The sequence below is a fragment of the Modestobacter sp. VKM Ac-2986 genome (assembly GCF_026967795.1).
Classification (GTDB): domain Bacteria; phylum Actinomycetota; class Actinomycetes; order Mycobacteriales; family Geodermatophilaceae; genus Modestobacter.
The window spans coordinates 322,094-339,885 of record NZ_JAPVBH010000005.1 but is presented as its reverse complement, the minus strand read 5'-3'; the positions used below and the strand labels follow the sequence as shown (position 1 = coordinate 339,885).

Below are 17,792 nucleotides of genomic sequence, written 5' to 3'. Positions count from 1 at the left end.
GTGGTCAGGGCCGGAGCTGCTCGAGGTCGGCGAGCAGGCCCGGGTGGGTGGGCTGCCAGCCGAGCACCTCGCGGGTGTGCGCGCTCGAGGCCGGCTGGTCCATCGCGAAGACCGGCCCGAACGGGCCGAACTCCTCGACCGGCCGGGACTCCACCGGCAGCCCCAGCCGGCGTCCGATGACGGTCGCGATGTCGCGCACCGCGTCGCCCTCGTCGGCGACGGCGTGCCACGCCGTCCCGGCCGGCGCGGACTCCAGGACCAGCCGGAACAGGACGGCGGCGTCCCGCGCGTGCACGGCCGGCCAGCGCTGGGTGCCGTCACCGGGGTACCCGGACACCCCGGCGGCGCGGGCCATGTCGGTCAGCAGGCCGGCGAACCCGCCGGTGCCGCGGTCGTGGACCGTGCGCGGCATCCGCACCGCGGCGCTGCGCACCCCACGGGAGGCCAGGGCCAGCAGCGCCGCGACCGACACCGCCCGCCCGGCGACCGGGCCCTCGGTGGGCAGCGGGTCGGCCTCGGTGGACGCGCGGCCCGGGATCCACGGCGTGCCGGAGACGGCGACGAGCGGGCGGCCGCTGCCGACGAGCTCCTCCCCCAGCACGGCCATGGCGGCGCTCTCCTCGACGATGCTCGCGGCCACGGCCTCCGGCGTCCCGTAGTCGCGGCCGAAGGCCAGGGAGACCACGCCGTCGGACTGCGCCGCGCCGGCCCGCAGGACGTCGAGGTCGGCCAGCCCGCCGCGCAGCGTCCGGGCGCCGGCGGCCTCGAGGGTCTGCGCGGAGCGCTCGGATCGGGCCAGCCCGAGCACGGTGTGGCCGTGGGCCAGCAGCTCGGTGACGACGGCGGAGCCGATGGTGCCGGTGCCGCCGGTGACGAGGACGCGCATGGGGTGCTCCAGACGAGTGATGGGACAGGTGTCCCGTCACCGTACACAGTGATGGGACACCTGTCCCATCGCTAGGCTGGGGGCATGGGGCGATGGGAACCGGGCGCGACGCAGCGGCTCGTCGTCGCGGCCGTCGACCTCTTCACCGAGCAGGGCTACGACGCGACCACGGTCGCGCAGATCGCCGAACGCGCCGGGGTCACCCGCAGCACCTTCTTCCGGCACTTCTCCGACAAGCGCGAGCTGCTGGTCGCCGGCCAGGAGACGCTGAGCCGGCTGCTCGCCGACGGGATCACCGAGGCGCCCGCCGACGCCACCCCGGTGCAGGCCGTGGCGGCCGGACTCGAGCGGGCCTCGAGCGAGATGGGGCCGGCCAACCGCGAGCTCGGTCCCCGCATCCACGCCGCCGTCGCCGCCAGCACCGAGCTCCAGGAGCGGGATGCGCTCAAGAGCGTCGGGATGGCCGCCGCGATGACCGCCGCGCTGGTCGCCCGGGGCGTGGCCGACCCGACCGCGCACCTCGCCGCCGAGCTGGGGGTGCTGGCGTTCAAGCGCGGCTACGCCCGGTGGGCGGCCACCGACCGCGACGACGGCACCGGGCTGGCCCAGCACGCGCTGGCCGCCCTGGAGGAGCTGCGCACCGCGACCGCCTCGCTGGGCTGACTCGGCAGGAGCCCGGGACGGACGGTCAGGCGGCGCAGGGCGTGCGCTCGGCGAAGGCCCAGCGCAGCCCGACGAAGCGGCCCAGGCCGACCAGTCCGGTGACGGCGGTGACCAGCAGCAGCTGGGTCGCCGCCCCCGTGTCGCCGGCGACGGCGTCCGCCCAGGCGAGGACGAGCGCGGTGAGGGCGGCACCGGCCGCGGCCATGCCGCCGCCCTGGAGCTGGGCGGCGAGCCGGCTGACGCGCCCACCGGCGGAGAAGGTGAGCCGCCGGTGCAGCTCGTTGGCCAGCACGGTCGAGGCCACCGACCCGGCCAGGTTGGCCGGCTGCGTGCCGAGGTCCTGCAACAGCAGGAGGACGACCCCGTAGAGCAGCATCGAGGTGCCGCCGACGGCCACGAAGCGCAGGAACTGCCCGATCCCGTCCTCGCGGCGGAGCAGCCGCGCCACTCCCCCGCCGGGCCGGCCCGGTGCGGGGGCGGTCTGGCGCGGCCCCTCCACGGGCGGCCGGACGAGGGTGATCACGGTGGTCGCGGCTCCAGGCTCGGGGACCGGCGTGCACCGCTGGTCGTCGAGGTCGAGTCTGGCCGCGGCGGACAGCGGGCGCGTCATGCTGCGGGACGGTTCCCGCGTACTCCCCGGGTCGTACACACCAGGCGGGCCGGGGGCGTACACCCCTGCACCCGGACGCCGCCGTCCCGGGACTGGACGCCCGGCGGTGCCCCCGGCAGGATTCGAACCTGCGGCACACGGTTTAGGAAACCGATGCTCTATCCCCTGAGCTACGGGGGCTCGTCGGGTGCGCGAGCAGCGCTCCCGACCGGGGTGTGCGGGGACGAGGCTAGCGGGCCGCCACGCAGGAGCAGGGAACCTCCCCGCGGGTGAACGCGTCGGAGGAGATGCGGGCGGCATCGTGTCGCAACGGTTACCTTGTCCAACACGCACGAGCCCGGCAACGCCGCCGCGGCTGCGGGAGGTGGAGAGCGCATGGAGATCACGGTGGTCGACGTCCCCGAGCGGGGCCGGTTCGAGATCCGCGACGACGACCGCGTCGTCGGCTTCGCCACGTACCACGTGGACGGCGAGCTGATGACCCTCCCGCACACCGAGGTCGACCCGGCGATGGGCGGGCGCGGTCTGGGCACGCGGCTGGTCGCCGGGGTGCTGACCTCGGCCCGGGAGAGGCACCTGCACGTGCTCCCCTACTGCTCGTTCATCCGCAAGTACCTGCTCGAGCACCCCGCGGACCTCGACCTGGTCGCCGAGGCCGACCGGCCCACGTTCGGGCTGGTCACCGCCGCCAGCTGATCTGCGGTGTGCAACCGGGTTGCCTAGGCTCGCCCTGTGCCCACCGCTGTCCTCTGGTTCCGCCGCGATCTCCGGCTGACCGACCACCCGGCACTGCTGGCCGCGATCGAGGCGGCCGGTCCCGACGGCGCCGTCCTGCCGGTGTTCGTCTTCGACGACCGCATCTACGGCCCCTCGGGAGACCCGCGGCGGGCGTTCCTGCTCGACTGCCTGGCCGACCTGCGCGAGCAGACCGGCGGGGCGCTGGTCTTCCGCGACGGCGACCCGGCGCAGGTCCTCCCGCAGCTGGTCGAGGAGCTGGGTGCGGGGTCGGTGCACGTCACCGCCGACGCCGGCCCCTACGGCCGGCAGCGTGATGCCGCGGTCGAGCAGGCGCTGGGCGACGTCCCGTTCGTGCGCACCGGCTCGCCGTACCTGGTCGCCCCCGGCCGGGTGGTCAAGAACGACGGCACCCCCTTCAAGGTGTTCACGCCGTTCTCCCGGGCCTGGCGCGAGCACGGCTGGCACGCTCCTGCCCCGCGTCCGGACGGCGTCCCGTGGGCGACCGGGGTGCGCTCGGAGGACCCGCGGCCGCGGCCGGAGCTGGACGGCGTCCGGCTGCCCCCGGCCGGTGAGGCCGCCGGGCTGGAGGCGTGGGCGCACTTCCGTGACGAGCGGCTGCTCGGGTACGCCGAGGGCCGCAACACCCCGGGCACGAACGGCACGAGCCGGCTGTCGGCCTACCTGAAGTACGGCTGCGTGCACCCGCGGACGCTGGTCGCCGACCTGGCCGCGCACGACGACGGCGGGGAGTCCGTGCGCCGCTACACCGACGAGCTCGCCTGGCGGGACTTCTACGCCGACGTCCTGTGGCACCGCCCCGACTCCGCGCGGGCCTACCTCAAGCCCGAGCTGCAGTCGATGGCCTACGACTCCGGCCCGCACGCCGACGAGCTGCTCGAGGCCTGGCGCACCGGCCGCACCGGCTTCCCGATCATCGACGCCGGGATGCGGCAGATGCTCGGCGAGGCGTACGTGCACAACCGGGTGCGGATGATCGTCGCCTCCTTCCTGGTCAAGGACCTGCACCAGGAGTGGACGGTGGGCGCCAAGGTGTTCATGGAGCACCTGGTCGACGGCGACCTGGCCAGCAACCAGCACGGCTGGCAGTGGGTGGCCGGCACCGGCACCGACTCCTCGCCGTACTACCGGGTGTTCAACCCGGTCACCCAGGGCAAGAAGTTCGACCCCGACGGCACCTACGTCAAGCAGTGGGTGCCCGAGCTGCGCGACCTGGACCCGAAGTACGTGCACGAGCCGTGGACCGCACCCGGCGGCATCCCGGCCGGCTACCCGGAGCCGATCGTCGACCACGCCCACGAGCGGCTGGTCTCCCTGGACCGGTACAACGCCGTCCGTGACCGCTGACCGCAGGGCGAGAGTGGCCGTCTTCGCCCTGCTCGCCGCCGTGTCGCGTCGATCACGCCGCCCGTCGTGGCACGGCCGTGCGAGCGCAGGAAAGCTGGACGGTGTGATCGAGAGTGCCTGAGGGCCACACCCTGTTCCGGCTGGCCCGTGAGCAGCAGGCCGCCTTCGCCGGCCGCGAGGTGCACGTGACCAGCCCGCAGGGCCGCTTCACCAGCCAGGCCGAGCTGCTCGACGGCCGCGTGCTCGACGACGTCACGTCCTGGGGCAAGCACCTGTTCGCGTACTTCGGCCCGGACGTCGTCCACGTCCACCTCGGTCTGTACGGCAAGTTCACCTCCGGCACCGGCCTGCCGCCCGAGCCCCGCGGCGCGCTGCGGATGCGCTGGGAGGGACCGGGTGAGGACGGCGAGGGCGTGTGGACCGACCTGCGCGGCGCCACCGCCTGCGACCTGATCACCGACGGCGAGGTGCAGCTGATCCTCGACCGGCTGGGCCCGGACCCGCTGCGGAAGAAGTCCGACCCGGCCAAGGCGTTCGCCCGGATCAGCCGCAGCAGGGTCTCGATCGGCGCGCTGCTGATGGACCAGGCCGTGCTCGCCGGGGTCGGCAACGTCTACCGGGCCGAGATCCTCTTCCGGCAGCGGATCAGCCCCTTCCGCCCCGGCAAGGACGTCGATGCCGACGCCTGGGAGCGCATGTGGGCCGACCTCGTCGTCCTGCTGCGGGCCGGGGTCAAGGCCGGCCGGATCGTCACCACCGAGCGCGAGGACCGCGAACGCCGCCGCGGCCCGGCACTGCGCGAGGACGCGCACTACGTCTACCGCCGCCAGGGCCTGCCCTGCCGCATCTGCGGCACGGAGGTGCGCACCGAGGTCATGGTCGGCCGCAACCTCTTCTGGTGCCCCACCTGCCAGGCGGTGTGAGCGGAGTGGCCCCGTCGAGCTGACGCCGACGGATCCACTCCACCCGCTGTGTCGATGGAGTCCCAGCGCTCGACTCCGACGCGCTGGGACTCCACGAGCTCAGAGCTGGCCCTTGGCCGGGTCGCCGGCGGGCAGCAGGGAGAGGACGCGGACCGCGGGCGGGCCGGACAGGTCGTCGCCCGCCGCGGCCATCATGGTGAGGAAGGGCTCGCCCGCCTCGTGTGCCAGCCGCGCCTCCTCGCTCTCCCAGCGCTCCAGGAAGACGAAGCCCTCCTCGTCCTCCTGCACCGCGTAGCGCTCGCAGCCTGCCTCGGCGTGCACCTCCGGCACGGCCGCCAGGAACACCTCCCGCAGGGCGTCCCGGCGTCCGGGCTTGGGCGTGAAGCTGGCGACGATGACGTGGGACACGAGGGCTCCTGGAGATCGGGGCCGCCGGACGGCAGCCACCTCTGGCGCCTACCCCCGGTGAGGACGACGATGCCGGACGTGGCCGAGACCGCACGACCGTTGCGGGTGGCGGTGGTGGGCGCGGGCCCGGCCGGCATCTACGCCGCCGACGCACTGACCTCCCAGGACGCCGTCCCGGTGGCCGTCGACCTGGTCGACCGGCTGCCCACGCCGTTCGGGCTGGTGCGGTACGGCATCGCCCCGGACCACCTGAAGATGCGGGCGCTGCGCGAGACGCTGCACCACGTCCTGGACCACGAGCGGGTGCGCTTCGTCGGCAACGTGGAGATCGGCGCGGACCTCGGCGTGGACGAGCTGCGCGCCCACGTGGACGCCGTCGTCTACACCTATGGCGCCGCCGGTGACCGTGCGCTGGGCGTCCCCGGCGAGGACCTGCCCGGCAGCCTGGCCGCCACCGACGTCGTCGCCTGGTACACCGGCCACCCCGACGCCGACCGGGCGCGGGTCGAGCAGCAGGTGTCCCGCGCGCGCGACGTCGTGGTCGTCGGGGTGGGCAACGTGGCCCTCGACGTCGCCCGGGTGCTGGCCCGCTCCCCCGCCGAGCTGCACCCCACCGACATGCCGCAGCACGTGCTCGACGCCCTGGCCGCCGCACCGGTCGAGCGGATCACGGTGCTGGGCCGCCGCGGGCCGGCGCAGGCCACCTTCACCACCCAGGAGCTCCGCGAGCTCGGGCACCTGGCTGCAGCGACCGTGCTGGTGGACCCCGCCGACCTGACCGACGTCGGGGACGTCGCCTTGGCGGCCGAGGACCGGCACGTCGCCCGCAACCTGGCTGCGCTGGCCGACTACGCCGGGCACGAGCCGGTGCCGGGCACGGTGGGCGTGCGGCTGCGCTTCCACGCCCGCCCGGTGCGACTGCTGGGCACCGACCGGGTCACCGGCGTCGAGGTCGAGCGGACGACGGTCGACGCCGACGGCCGCGCGGTGGGCACCGGCGAGCTCGACGTCGTCCCGGCCGACCTGGTGGTGCGCTCGGTCGGCTACCGCGGGCACCCGCTGCCGGGGCTGCCGCTGGACGGTGGGACGGTGCCACACGAGGCGGGCCGGGTGCTGCGCGACGGGGCGCCCAGCCGCGGTGAGTACGTGGCGGGCTGGATCAAGCGCGGGCCGACCGGGGTGGTGGGCACCAACAAGCACGACGCCCGCGAGACGGTGGCCTCGCTGCTGGCCGACGTCGCCGCCGGCACGCTGGCCCCCCGTGGGGACGACGACTGGGTCGACACCCTGCGCGCCCGCGGCGGGCACCCGGTGCTGCTGTCGGACTGGCGGGCCATCGACGCCGCCGAGATCGCCCTCGGCGCCAGCCGCGGCCGGGCCCGCACGACCATCCACGACCGGGGCGAGCTGCTCGCCGCCGTCCGCACCGCCGCAGGGCGACTGGAGGGCTGAGTGGCGGCGTTCGCGTTCCGGGCCTCCTGCGCGGTCCACGCCGTGGTGGTCGCCGTCCTCGCCGGCACGGTGCCGGACCGGGTGCCGCTGCACTTCGGCGCCGACCTGCAGGTCGACCGCACCGGCAGCCGCACCGAGCTGCTGCTGGCCGTGGGGCTCGCCGGCCTCCTGCTCGCGGCGGTGTTCGGCGGCCTGGCCAGGGCGATGGGCGGGGTGCGGCTGGACCTGGTGAACGTGCCGCACGAGCGGTACTGGAAGACGCCGGAGCACGAGGGCGAGCTCCGCCGCCGGGTGCGCACCGACGTGCTCGTCGTCGGTGCGGCCGCGCTGTTCCTGCTGGCCGGGGAGTCCGCGCTGGTCGGGGTGGCGGCCGTGTCGGGCCGCGGGCTGTCGGTGTGGTCCGTCGTCCTGCTGGTCGGTTTCCTCGCCGGACTGGCGGGCTGGGCGACCTGGCTGGCCACCCGCCGGTACCGGCCACCGCGGGACTGAACCCCGAGTGGCGCGATGCGGCAGACTCGACGCCGTGACCGGCTCAGCGCAGACCTCCCCGGCGACCACGATGATCTCCTTCGCGCGCGGCGCCCCCTCCACCGACATCGTCGACGTCGAGGGCCTCAAGCAGGCCGCCGTCGCCGCCTTCGACCACGACCCCGCCGGCGTCACCGGCTACGGCACGGCGGTCGGCTACGTGCCGCTGCGCAAGTGGATCGCCGAGAAGCACGGCGTCCCGGTCGACCACGTGCTGGTCACCAACGGCTCGATGCAGGCCGACGCCTTCCTCTTCGACGAGCTGGCCACCTCCGGCGCGGCCGTGATCACCGAGCGGCCCACCTACGACCGCACCCTGCTGGGGCTGCGCGGACGCGGCGCCGACGTGCACCTGGTGACGCTGGAGGAGGACGGGATCGCCGTCGACGAGGTCGCGGCCCTGCTCGAGGGCGGGCTGAAGCCGACGATGGCGCACGTCATCCCGAACTTCCAGAACCCGGCGGGCTACACGCTGTCGCTGGCCAAGCGGCACCGGCTGCTGGAGCTGGCCCGCGAGCACGGGTTCGTGCTGTTCGAGGACGACCCCTACGTCGACATCCGGTTCTCCGGGGAGCCGCTGCCGCGGATGCTGGAGCTCGACGGCGGCGCGGCGAGCGAGCACGTCGTCTACGCGTCCTCGTTCTCCAAGACCGTCTGCCCCGGCGTGCGCGTGGGCTACCTGGTCGGGCCGCCGGCGATCATCGAGCGGATCCGGGTGCGGGCCACCAACACCTACATCGCGCCGAACATGGTCGCCCAGGCGATGGTCTACGAGTTCATGACCGGCGACCGGTTCCCCGCGGCACTGGAGACGGTGAAGACCGCACTCGCCGAGCGGGTCGGGCTGCTGGACACCGCGCTGCGCACCCACCTGCCGCAGGCGACGTTCCGCCGTCCCGAGGGCGGCTACTTCCTGTGGGTGTCGCTGCCCGAGGACGAGGGTCACGACGTCGCCCGGATCACCGCCGAGGCCGCCGCCCGCGGGGTGGGGATCGTGCCGGGCACGGACTTCCTGCTAGAGGGTGGGCAGAACTCCTTCCGGCTGGCCTACTCCGCCGTCCAGCCCTCCGACGTCGACGAGGGCGTGCAGCGCCTCGCCGCCGCCATCGAGGCCGCGCGCGCGTAGCACCGCTCATGGAGTCCCAGGGGTGCGGAAACCGCGCCCTGGGACTCCATGCGGTGCGTCAGCCGGAGTTGCGCAGGGCGGTGGCGACGCCGTTGATGGTCAGCTGGATGCAGCGGCGCACCAGCTCGTCGTCGTCCCCGGCGCGGCGGCGGCGCAGCATCTCCACCTGCAGGTGGTGCAGCGGCTCCAGGTAGGGGAACCGGTTGCGGATCGACCGGCGCAGCGAGGGGTTGTCGGCCAGCAGCTGGTCGTCGCCGGTGACCGCCAGCAGCATCCGCACGCTGCGCTCGTGCTCGGCGGTGATCTGGCCGAACACCAGGTCGCGCAGCTCGGGGTCGGGCACCAGCGAGGCGTAGCGGGCGGCCAGCTCCAGGTCGGTCTTGGCCAGCACCATGCCCATGTTGGACAGCACGGTGCGGAAGAACGGCCAGCGCTTGTGCAGGTCCTGCAGTCGGGCCAGGCGCTCGGGGTCGCCGTCGACCCAGGACTCCAGCGCCGAGCCGGTGCCGAACCAGCCGGGCAGCATGATCCGGGCCTGCGACCAGCTGAACACCCACGGGATGGCGCGCAGGTCGGAGATGTTGTCCCCGGCCTTGCGCGACGGCGGGCGGCTGCCGATGTTCAGTTCCGCCAGCTCCCGGATCGGGGTCGCCGCGCGGAACCACTCCACGAAGCCCGGCGTCTCGTGCACCAGCGCGCGGTAGGCGCCCTGCGCGCGGGCGGCCAGGTCGTCGAAGAGGGCGTAGACGTCCTCGGCGTCGGAGCCCAGGCCCTCGATGTCCAGCAGCGTCGACTCCAGGGTCGCCGCGACCAGGGCCTCCAGGTTGCGGCGGGCGCGGTCCGGGGAGGCGTACTTGGCCGCGATCACCTCGCCCTGCTCGGTGATCCGCAGGGAGCCCGCCACCGAGCCCGGCGGCTGCGCCCGGATCGCCTCATAGCTGGGGCCGCCGCCGCGGCCGACGGTGCCGCCGCGGCCGTGGAACAGCCGCAACCGGATGCCGTTGGCCCGGGCGACCTCGACCAGCGCCAGCTCGGCCCGGTACAGCGCCCACTGCGCGGCCAGGTAGCCGCCGTCCTTGTTGGAGTCCGAGTAGCCGAGCATGACCTCCTGGGCGTCGCCCCGGTTGGCCACCAGCGCCCGGTACAGGGGCTGCTCCAGCATCGCGGTCAGGATCGCGCCGGAGGCCTGCAGGTCACCGATCGTCTCGAACAGCGGCGAGATGCCGACGCTGGAGTGCGGCCGCCCCTCGGCGTCCAACTCGAGCAGGCCGACCTCCTTGAGCAGGACGGCGACCTCCAGGACGTCGCTGACCGACTCGCACATGCTGATGACGTAGTTCGGGATGGTGCGCGGGCCGATCAGCCGCACCTGCTCGGCGGCGGCGATCACCAGGTCCAGCTCGCCGCGGGCCAGCTCGGACAGCTCGGCGTCGGCGCGCACCAGCGGCCGGCGCAGCTGCAGCTCGGCGGTGAGCAGCGCGACCCGGGCGTCCTCGTCCAGGGCGGCGTAGTCCTCGCACACCCCGGCCCAGGCCAGCAGCTCGCCGAGCACCTCCTCGTGCACCGAGGAGTTCTGCCGCATGTCCAGCCCGCACAGGTGGAAGCCGAAGACCTCCACCGCGTCGCGGAGCCGGGCCAGCCGGTCGTCGGCCAGCGCCCCGGCGCCGTGGCTGCGCAGCGAGGCGTCCACGGTCGCGAGGTCGGCGAGCAGGTCCTCGGGCAGGGCGTAGGGCGGCAGGACGACGTCCGGCTCGGCGTCGGGCACCGAGCCGAGCACCCGCAGCGCGGTGGCGGCGAGCCGGTCGTGGATGCCGCGGATCGCCCGGCGGTAGGGCTCGTCGGCGCGGAACGGGGAGTCGTCCTGGGCGACCTCGGCCAGCGCGTACAGCGCGTCGGTCGGGACGACCAGCCGGTCGCTCATCGACAGCTCACCGCCGAGGGCGTCCAGCTCGGACAGGTGGTGGCGCAGCGCCGTCTCCGCCTGGCTGGTGGTGGCCCGGCGGACGGCGTCGGCGGTGACGAACGGGTTGCCGTCGCGGTCGCCGCCGATCCACGAGCCCGGCTGCAGCATCGGGGTGGGCAGCAGGTCGGCGTCCGGCCAGCGCTGGCGCAGGGCCTGGCGCAGCTCGGTGTTCAGCGCCGGCATGACCTCGAACAGCGACAGCTCGTAGTAGCGCAGCGCCTCCTCGATCTCGTCGGCCAGCCGCAGCCGGCTCAGCCGCAGCAGCGCCGTCTGCCACAGGGTGAGGACCTCGCGCCACAGGTGCGCGGCCCAGGCCCGCTCGTCGATCCCGTCGGGGCCGGCGTTGTCGCGCTGCCGGATCAGCTCGCTGACGTGGGTCTGCACCGCGGTGACGGTGCGCCGGCGGGTCTCGGTGGGGTGCGCGGTGACGACCGGGACGACCAGCGCGCCGGCCAGCTCGGCGGCCACGGTCTCGCCGTCCAGGCCGGCGGCGTCCAGCAGCTCGAAGGAGGCGGCCAGGCTGCCCTTCTGCGGCGGCGAGCCCTCCCGGCGGTGGTGGCGGCGGCGCCGCTCGTGGTGCACGTCCTCGGCGATGTTGGCCAGCAGCGAGAAGTGGCTGAAGGCGCGGATGACGTGGTTGGCCGACCTCGGGTCCAGCGTGGCGAGCCGATCGGCCAACTCGGACCGGTCGACCTCGGAGCGGCGGATGCGGAAGGCCTCGACCCGGGTCTGCTCGACCAGGTCCAGGACGTCGGCACCGGCCTGCTCGCCGATCACCTCGCCGAGCACCCGGCCCAGCAGGCGGATGTCGGCGCGCAACGGGTCGTCGGTGCGCTCATCGGGCTCGGCTCCGCCCGGGGTACGGAGGTCGGCGACGTCGACGGTGGCTTCTGACACATGCGCAGTATCGGGGGTGCGTGTGACACCCCGGTTGCCTGGGGACCATGGGCGGGTGATCCGACTGACTGCGACCCCGGCCAGCGCCTCCCCCGCCGAGCACGGGGAGGGCCCGATCTGGGACGCCGCCCGGTCCGAGCTGGTGTGGGTGGACATCACGCAGGGGCAGGTCCGCCGCGGCCGCGTCTCCGGCGACGACGTCCTCGACCTGGCGTCCCACCGGGGCGGTGACACCGTCGGGTTCGTCGTCCCCGCAGCCGCCGGCGGGTGGCTGCTCGGCGCCGGCGCGGGGGTCAGCCGGCTCTCCGAGGACGGCGAGGCGCACGTGCTCATCGAGCTGACCGACGAGGGCGGCTCGGAGGAGACCGGCGGCACCCGGATGAACGACGGCGCCTGCGACCGGGCCGGCCGGTTCTTCGGCGGCACGATGGCCTTCGACGAGCGGCCCGGTGGCGGCACCCTCTACCGGCTCGACCTCGACGGCACCGTGCGCACCGTGCTCGACGGGCTGACCGTCTCCAACGGCATCGGCTGGTCGCCCGACGACCGCACGATGTACCTGTCGGACTCCGGTCAGACCAGCGTCTGGGCCTTCGACTACGACCTGGACTCCGGCGCGATGACGGATCGCCGCGTGCTGTTGGACTTCAGCGAGGACCCGGACGGCGTCGCCGACGGCCTCACCGTGGACGACGAGGGCTGCCTCTGGACGGCGCTGTGGGGCGGGGCGCAGGTGCGGCGCTACTCCCCCACCGGCGAGCTGCTGACCGTGGTCGACGTCGACGCGCAGAACACCACCAGCTGCGCGTTCAGCGGCGACCTACTGGTGATCAGCACCTCGGTGCACGGCATGAGCGACGAGGCGAGGGCGGCCCAGCCCGACGCCGGGAAGCTGTTCACCGTGCGCACCGGGGTGACCGGCCCCGGCGCCCGCCCCTACCGCGGCCCGCTCGGGGCGCTGTCCCAGCTCTGACGCGGTGCGTCCGAGGGCAGAAGTGGCCACTTCTGCCCTCGGACGCGCGGGGTCCCGTCAGCTCTCCGCGCGGAGGGCGTCGCGGAGCTTGACCTTGCCGCCGGTGCGCAGCAGCGCGCCGGCGTAGATGCGGCCACCGACCCGCACGATCACCGCGATCGAGACCAGCATGATCAGCACGGCCACCGCGACCTCCCACAGCGCGGCCTCACCGGCGGCCTGGCGCACGGCCATCACCATCGGGGAGAGGCCGGGGACGAAGGACGTCACGCGGGCCAGGGTGCTGGTCGGGTCCTGGGCGGCCTGCAGCGCGATGACCAGCCCGACGACCGGCAGCAGCGTGGCCGGGGTGAGCACGCTGCCGAGGTCCTCCTGCCGGCTCACCAGCGATGCCGCGGCGGCGAAGATCGCGGCGTAGAAGGCGTAGCCGAGGACGAACCAGGCCACCACGGTGAGCACGGTGCCGATGAGCCGGCCAGGCAGCTCGACGACGTCGAAGGCCAGCGCGCCGGCCACCCCGATCACCGCGATGACCAGCATCTGCGCCAGGCCGAGCAGCCCCAGCCCGATGATCTTCCCGGACAGCAGCTGCCAGGGCTTCATCGTCGCCAGCAGCAGCTCGACGACCCGGCTGGACTTCTCCTCGACCACGCCCTGGGCGACGAACTGACCGAACAGCAGCAGCAGGCTGTAGAGCACCACCACACCGACGAGCGCCACGATCGCCGCCTCCAGGTCGGCGTCCGCGTCGGGGTCCAGCGCCACGACCTCGACCTCCGGTGGCGCCTCGAGCTGCACCCCCGCGTCGGACAGCTGCCGGTCCAGCGCCAGCCCCTGCACCGCGCCCTGCACCAGCGTCTCGACCTGGCCGCCGCCGCTCTCCACGAGCAGTTCGGGCTGGACGCCGGACGGGCTGAGCAGGGCGCCCTCGACCTCGCCGTCCTGGACCGCGGTGCGGGCGGCGCCCTCGTCGTCATAGTCGACGACCTCGACCTCGGTGCCCAGGGCGTCGCCCTGGGCCCGCAGCGCCTCGCTGACCGCGGCGTCCCCGCCGACGACGGCGACCCGGGTGGTGTCGGTGCCGCTGTTGATGGCCACCTGGAAGACCAGCATGCCCAGGATGAGCAGGACGAGGACGGCGGAGCCGACCAGGAACCCCTTGTCCCGGATGCGCGTGGAAATCTCCCGGCCGGCGACCAGCCGGACCATCCGGGCCGGGCTGTTCGGCGTCACGTCGGAGTGCGCGGGGGCCGGGGCGCTCACGCCGCCACCGCCGGGGTGGCCGTGACGGCGTCGCGGAACAGCTCGACGAGCGTGGGCTCGCGCCAGGCGAAGTGGGCCACCCGGCCCGTGGCCAGCGCGGCGGCGAGGACCTGCTGGTCGTCGGCGCCCGGGGCGAGCTCGAGCACCGTGTCACCGCGCTGCGCGGAGACGACCCGGACCCCGGGCAGGGCGGCGGCCCAGTCGTCGGGTGCGTCGGGGGCGACGACCCGCAGCTGCCGGCCGACGGCACCCGAGCGCAGCTCGTCGACGGTGCCGCTGGCCACGATCGAGCCGCGGGCCAGGATGCCGACGGCGTCGCAGAGCCGCTCGACGAGGTCGAGCTGGTGGCTGGAGAACACGACCGGCACGCCACGGCGGCACTGGTCGAGCAGCGCCTCGGCGAGGGAGTCGACGCCGACCGGGTCCAGCCCGGAGAACGGCTCGTCGAGGATCAGCACGTCGGGCTCGCTGACCAGCGCGGCGGCCAACTGCACACGCTGCTGGTTGCCCAGCGACAGCTTCTCCACCTTGTCGTTGCGGCGCTCGCCCAGGCCCAGGCGCTCGGCCCAGTGCTCGGCGGCGCGGGCGGCGGGGGCGGCGTCCATGCCGTGCAGGCGGGCGAAGTAGGTGAGCTGCTCACCGACCTTCATCTTCGGGTAGAGCCCGCGCTCCTCCGGCATGTAGCCGATCCGCCGGCGGACGGCGTCGTCGACCGGACGGCCGGTCCAGCGCACCTCGCCGGCGTCGGCCCGGGCCAGGCCCATCGCGATGCGCATCGTGGTCGTCTTCCCGGCGCCGTTGGAGCCGCAGAAGCCGAACATCTGCCCGGGCGCGACGGAGAAGGACACCCCCTTGAGCACCTGGTTGCTGCCGTAGGCCTTGACCAGGCCGTCGATCTCGAGCACTGCTCCCCCGCTTCGTCGACGTGCGGACCCTGCTCCGACGAGCTGAGACTGTCGCACCACTTTCCAACTCGTCAAGTGACAACGACTCCCTGCGGGTCGCGCTCCACACTGCGGACCGGCACGACGTCCTGTGTCATCGACCCATGAGCACCGAGAACCACCCGGCCCAGCCGCCCACCGGTGTCGGTCTGGCCGGCCTCCGCGAGGCCGCCGCCGGCTGCCGCGCCTGCGAACTGTGGGAGCCGGCCACCCAGACCGTGTTCGGCGAGGGCCCGGAAACCGCCCGGATCGTCTTCGTCGGCGAGCAGCCCGGCGACCAGGAGGACCGCGCGGGCGAGCCCTTCGTCGGCCCGGCCGGCAAGCTGCTGGACCGCGCGCTGGGCGACGCTGCGATCGACCGCCGGGACGCCTACATCACCAACTCGGTCAAGCACTTCCGCTTCACGCCCACGCCGAAGCGCCGCATCCACCAGTCCCCGGGTGCCGAGCACATCCGGGCCTGCAAGCCGTGGTTGGAAGCGGAGTTCGCCGTCCTGCAGCCGGAGATCGTCGTCTGCCTCGGCGCGGTCGCCGCCAAGGCGCTCATCTCGCCGTCGTTCAAGATCACCAAGGAGCGCGGCCAGCTCCTGCCGTGGACGCCGCCGGGCCGCCAGCTCACCCTGCTGACCGAGCCCGACGCCGACGGCGACGAGCCCGAGGAGGAGGTGCCGGCGCAGACCTGGATGCTCGCCACAGCACACCCCTCGGCCATCCTCCGGACACCGGAAGACGCCCGCGCCGCCGCCTACGACGCCCTCGTGGCCGACCTCAAGATCGTCGCCGGCGCCCTCGCCTGACCGCCCTCCTCAGGGGGCGAAAGTGGCCACTTTCGCCCCCTGAGGAGGGGCTCCACCGTTGTGCGTTCGGTGCTGCTTCCGGGCCGATGAGACGACATCGAGTGCACAACGGCGGCGGCTCGCCAGCGACCTGCCGGACCACAGCGCCGAGTCGCGCTCCGGCTGGGTCGGACAACGCGCCCACCGAGGAAGCGGGGGTGGTCAACCCCGCCCCCCGTGGTGGGTCAGCGCTCGGGCTCGGGGAGGCGCGTGCCGGGGGCCAGGGTGGCGCCGGCCTCGACCTCGGCCTCGCGACCGACCAGGGTGATGTCCCCGTCGCCGCCGACGGTCGCGCCCTCGCCGACCACCACGTTGTCGTCGAGCACCGCGCGGGTCACGGTCGCGCCGGCTCGCACCCGGACGCCGGGCAGCAGCACCGAGTCGGTGACGGTGGCCCCGGCCTCCACGACCACGCCGGGTGAGAGCACCGAGCCGCGGACGTTCCCGGAGATGCGGGTCCCGCCGGAGAGCAGGCTGTTCTCGATCTGCCCGTCGTCCAGCACCCGGGCGGCGCTGTGCCGGCCACCGCGGGTGTGCACCGGCCAGCCCGCCTCGTCCAGGTCCAGCGGCGGCTCCGCGGACAGGAAGTCCCGGTTCGCCTGCCAGTAGGACTCGATCGTGCCCAGGTCCCGCCAGTAGCCGTCGAACCGGTGGGCGCGGGCCTTGCCGTCCTTGGTCTGCGCGGGCAGCAGGTGGCTGCCGAGGTCCTCCAGGCCGTCCTCGCCCACCTCGGTGGCCAGCTGCTCCAGCCGGTCGAGCGTGGGGCCGGGGGTGAACACGAACACCTCGTTGGTGGCCGTCGTCGTCGCCGGCTCGTCGGGCTTGTAGACGTAGTCGGTGACCCGCTCGCCGTCGAGCTGGACGATCCCGTAGCGGCTGGCGTCGTCCGGGGCGACCTCGGTGGTGACCATGGTGACCTCGGCGTCGGAGGCCAGGTGGCCCTCGACGACCTCGCGGTAGTCGAGCTTGTAGACGGCGTCGGAGCTGACGACCACCAGCGCGTCGGGGGCGAACTCGCGGATCAGCTCCGCCTGGCGCCACAGCCCGTCGGCGGTGCCGGAGGTGAAGCCCCCGCGGTCGCTGCCGGACTGGAACGGCGGCAGCATCATCAGCCCGCCGGTGGTGCGGTCGAGGTCCCACGGGCGGCCGTTGGCCAGGTGCTCGTTGACCGACTGCGGCTGGTACTGCACCGACACCCAGACGTCGGCGATGCCGGAGTGCTCGCAGTTGGACAGCGGGAAGTCGATGAGCCGGTACACACCGGCGAAGGGCACCGCGGGCTTGGCCCGGGTCTCGGTGAGCAGCTGCATGCGGCTGCCCTTGCCACCGGCGAGCACGAGCACGAGGATCTTCGGGAGCGCCATGGGCTCCCGCTACCCGCACGCTCCGTGTGCATGCGCCGACCCCGCTCCGGTCACGAGGTGGCGGCCCCGGCGATCCAATCGACGACGAGCTCGGGCACGGCCTCGGCGTCGTCCCCGGTCGACCGCTCCGGGAAGTCGAAGACGGCCAGCATCATCTGCACCGGGTACCAGGGTGGCCGCGCGGCGCTTCTCACCCGGTGGCCGTCCACCAGGAAGTCGGTGCGGTCGGGCGTCCAGCTCACCCCGTAGGTGTGGAACTCCGCCACGTCCAGGGGCAGCCGGACGGCCGCGAAGTCCTCGGCGACGTCCGGGTCGCGGAACGGGTGCAGCCCCATCCCCACGGCAGCCGACTCGCCCGGCACCACGGCGTCCCCGAACACCTCGGCGACGCAGATCTCGGCCGAGCGCTCGGGCCGGTCCTCGAGGCCGACCATCCACCACGCGGCCATCGACCGCGGGGACAGCACGAACCGTGCCCGCATCTCCAGACGCCCGCCGCGCGGCGTCCAGCCCCACTGCGGTGGCTGCTCCTCCCGGACGACGAGGCCCTCGCGGTACGGCTGCTGCCCCACCGTGCTGCCGACCGGCCCGGACGCGTTGCCCGACTGGACGCCGGAGACGCGCATCGCCGGCCGGTGGTCCCCGCCGCACCACAGGCCCTGCCCCGGTGGGACGGACAGGTGCAGGCAGGAGTCCCGGAGCTCGTAGGTGGCTGCGGTCTCCGCCCGCGAGCTCCAGGCGGGCAGGTAGTGCGGCACCCAGACGGCCAGGTCGAGGTCCGCACCGTCGAAGTCGTCGGCGACGTCCCACCGAGCAGCGTCCACGGGCACCCCGGCAGGGTAGGGCCCGGCCG

General features: G+C 74.2%; 17 protein-coding genes and 1 tRNA gene. 9 read left to right on the top strand and 9 right to left on the bottom strand.

Features of this window, described 5'->3' with window-relative positions; translation table 11 throughout:
- Positions 1-4: 4 nt before the first annotated feature.
- Positions 5-886: an SDR family oxidoreductase gene (locus O2W14_RS15055; protein WP_269176916.1), complete on the bottom strand. Its 882-nt coding sequence runs from the start codon at positions 884-886 to the stop codon at positions 5-7.
- An 84-nt stretch (positions 887-970) separates the two neighbouring features.
- On the opposite strand from O2W14_RS15055, the gene O2W14_RS15050 reads away from it, so the two are divergent.
- Positions 971-1,549 (top strand): TetR/AcrR family transcriptional regulator, encoded by a 579-nt coding sequence (locus tag O2W14_RS15050; RefSeq protein WP_269176915.1) that lies wholly within the window; start codon positions 971-973, stop codon positions 1,547-1,549.
- Positions 1,550-1,574: 25 nt separating this feature from the next.
- Here O2W14_RS15050 and O2W14_RS15045 read toward each other — a convergent pair whose 3' ends face one another.
- Both O2W14_RS15045 and O2W14_RS15040 read right to left on the bottom strand, forming a co-directional pair.
- Positions 1,575-2,159: a GtrA family protein gene (locus O2W14_RS15045; RefSeq protein ID WP_269176914.1), complete on the bottom strand. Its 585-nt coding sequence runs from the start codon at positions 2,157-2,159 to the stop codon at positions 1,575-1,577.
- Positions 2,160-2,266: 107 nt separating this feature from the next.
- Positions 2,267-2,339 (bottom strand) — tRNA-Arg (locus O2W14_RS15040).
- A gap of 195 nt (positions 2,340-2,534) precedes the next feature.
- On the opposite strand from O2W14_RS15040, the gene O2W14_RS15035 reads away from it, so the two are divergent.
- From O2W14_RS15035 to O2W14_RS15025, 3 genes are all read left to right on the top strand, one after another.
- A complete protein-coding gene (locus O2W14_RS15035; protein WP_269176913.1) occupies positions 2,535-2,855 on the top strand; it encodes a GNAT family N-acetyltransferase in 321 nt (106 codons plus the stop codon).
- Positions 2,856-2,891: 36 nt separating this feature from the next.
- Complete coding sequence (locus O2W14_RS15030) at positions 2,892-4,262, top strand: cryptochrome/photolyase family protein (RefSeq protein ID WP_269176912.1); 1,371 nt, start codon at positions 2,892-2,894, stop codon at positions 4,260-4,262.
- A gap of 113 nt (positions 4,263-4,375) precedes the next feature.
- Positions 4,376-5,185: an Fpg/Nei family DNA glycosylase gene (locus tag O2W14_RS15025; RefSeq protein WP_269176911.1), complete on the top strand. Its 810-nt coding sequence runs from the start codon at positions 4,376-4,378 to the stop codon at positions 5,183-5,185.
- 99 nt (positions 5,186-5,284) lie between these two features.
- Here O2W14_RS15025 and O2W14_RS15020 read toward each other — a convergent pair whose 3' ends face one another.
- Positions 5,285-5,593 (bottom strand): putative quinol monooxygenase, encoded by a 309-nt coding sequence (locus O2W14_RS15020; protein WP_269176910.1) that lies wholly within the window; start codon positions 5,591-5,593, stop codon positions 5,285-5,287.
- A gap of 78 nt (positions 5,594-5,671) precedes the next feature.
- Between O2W14_RS15020 and O2W14_RS15015 the strand changes: the two genes are divergently transcribed.
- The 3 genes from O2W14_RS15015 to O2W14_RS15005 are packed head-to-tail and all read left to right on the top strand — an operon-like array spanning position 5,672 to position 8,699.
- Positions 5,672-7,045, top strand: a complete 1,374-nt coding sequence (locus O2W14_RS15015) for an FAD-dependent oxidoreductase (RefSeq protein ID WP_269176909.1) — start codon at positions 5,672-5,674, stop codon at positions 7,043-7,045.
- Positions 7,046-7,534 carry a DUF1648 domain-containing protein gene (locus O2W14_RS15010; protein WP_269176908.1) on the top strand — a complete coding sequence of 163 codons (489 nt, stop codon included), beginning with the start codon at positions 7,046-7,048 and terminating at the stop codon, positions 7,532-7,534.
- A 34-nt stretch (positions 7,535-7,568) separates the two neighbouring features.
- Positions 7,569-8,699, top strand: coding sequence for an aminotransferase-like domain-containing protein (locus tag O2W14_RS15005; RefSeq protein ID WP_269176907.1), 1,131 nt, complete (start codon positions 7,569-7,571; stop codon positions 8,697-8,699).
- Between the two features lie 58 nt (positions 8,700-8,757).
- Here O2W14_RS15005 and ppc read toward each other — a convergent pair whose 3' ends face one another.
- On the bottom strand, positions 8,758-11,559 hold the full coding sequence (gene ppc / locus O2W14_RS15000; protein WP_269176906.1) for a phosphoenolpyruvate carboxylase: 2,802 nt from the start codon (positions 11,557-11,559) through the stop codon (positions 8,758-8,760).
- A 55-nt stretch (positions 11,560-11,614) separates the two neighbouring features.
- On the opposite strand from ppc, the gene O2W14_RS14995 reads away from it, so the two are divergent.
- Complete coding sequence (locus O2W14_RS14995; RefSeq protein ID WP_269176905.1) at positions 11,615-12,532, top strand: SMP-30/gluconolactonase/LRE family protein; 918 nt, start codon at positions 11,615-11,617, stop codon at positions 12,530-12,532.
- 57 nt (positions 12,533-12,589) lie between these two features.
- On the opposite strand, the gene O2W14_RS14990 is transcribed toward O2W14_RS14995, so the two are convergent.
- Together O2W14_RS14990 and O2W14_RS14985 are read right to left on the bottom strand one after the other, a co-directional pair.
- Complete coding sequence (locus O2W14_RS14990) at positions 12,590-13,795, bottom strand: ABC transporter permease (RefSeq protein ID WP_269176904.1); 1,206 nt, start codon at positions 13,793-13,795, stop codon at positions 12,590-12,592.
- Positions 13,792-14,700 (bottom strand): ABC transporter ATP-binding protein, encoded by a 909-nt coding sequence (locus O2W14_RS14985; RefSeq protein WP_269176903.1) that lies wholly within the window; start codon positions 14,698-14,700, stop codon positions 13,792-13,794. Before O2W14_RS14985 ends, O2W14_RS14990 begins: the two co-directional genes overlap by 4 nt.
- A gap of 143 nt (positions 14,701-14,843) precedes the next feature.
- On the opposite strand from O2W14_RS14985, the gene O2W14_RS14980 reads away from it, so the two are divergent.
- A complete protein-coding gene (locus O2W14_RS14980) occupies positions 14,844-15,536 on the top strand; it encodes a UdgX family uracil-DNA binding protein (RefSeq protein WP_269176902.1) in 693 nt (230 codons plus the stop codon).
- A gap of 224 nt (positions 15,537-15,760) precedes the next feature.
- Here O2W14_RS14980 and O2W14_RS14975 read toward each other — a convergent pair whose 3' ends face one another.
- Together O2W14_RS14975 and O2W14_RS14970 are read right to left on the bottom strand one after the other, a co-directional pair.
- Positions 15,761-16,939 carry a glucose-1-phosphate adenylyltransferase family protein gene (locus O2W14_RS14975; RefSeq protein WP_269176901.1) on the bottom strand — a complete coding sequence of 393 codons (1,179 nt, stop codon included), beginning with the start codon at positions 16,937-16,939 and terminating at the stop codon, positions 15,761-15,763.
- A 50-nt stretch (positions 16,940-16,989) separates the two neighbouring features.
- A complete protein-coding gene (locus O2W14_RS14970) occupies positions 16,990-17,769 on the bottom strand; it encodes a glycoside hydrolase family 16 protein (protein WP_269176900.1) in 780 nt (259 codons plus the stop codon).
- Positions 17,770-17,792 lie beyond the last annotated feature (23 nt).